Source organism: Microbacterium sp. K41, assembly GCF_004794395.1.
Lineage (GTDB): Bacteria > Actinomycetota > Actinomycetes > Actinomycetales > Microbacteriaceae > Microbacterium > Microbacterium sufflavum.
In genome coordinates, this window is the sequence record NZ_SSDO01000169.1 from 1 (window position 1) to 703 (window position 703).

Genomic DNA, 703 nt, shown 5'->3' on the forward strand with positions numbered 1-703 from the left:
ACCTCGGCGAGCAGCCCCGCGACCCGTTCACCGCGCTCGGACCGGGGCATCCCGCCGGCCTCCAGGGCCTCGCGCAGCGACCGCCCGATCGTCCACCTCGGGTCGAACGCGCCGAGCGGGTTCTGGTGCACGAGCTGCACCCGCGGCGATCCCTGCCAGGCGAGCGACCCGGTGTCCGCCTTCTCGACGCCGACCAGGAGCCGCGCGAGCGTGGTCTTGCCCGACCCGGACTCCCCCACGATCCCGAGCGTGCGCCCCTCCGGCACCGTGAACGACGCGCCGACCACGGCGGCCGTGGCGCCGAACGACTTCGCCACGCCCTCGGCCACGAGGATCGGGGCCGCCTCGCCGGCGGGAGCGTCGCGCGGCTCGTGCAGGGTCGCGGCGATGAGCTCCCGGGTGTACTCGTGCTGCGGACGCTCCAGCACCTCCGCGACCGGACCCGACTCCACCACGACGCCGTCCTTCATCACCAGCACCCGGTCGGCCAGCCGGCGCACGGCCGCGACGTCGTGGCTGATGAACAGCACCGCTGTCCCGCTGTCGGCGATCTCCCGCAGCAGGTCGAGGATGCGCGCCTGCACCGTCGCGTCCAGCGCCGTCGTCGGCTCGTCCGCGACCAGCACCGCCGGGGACGCCGCGAGCGCCGAGGCGATCAGGGCGCGCTGGCGGAGTCCCCCGGAGAGCTCGTGCGGGTACTGGC

General features: G+C 75.4%; 1 protein-coding gene. It reads right to left on the reverse strand.

What is annotated here, in order from left to right:
* Nucleotides 1–703 (reverse strand): ATP-binding cassette domain-containing protein (locus DW309_RS04485; protein ID WP_136044686.1); only part of this gene is annotated, 703 nt, incomplete at both ends.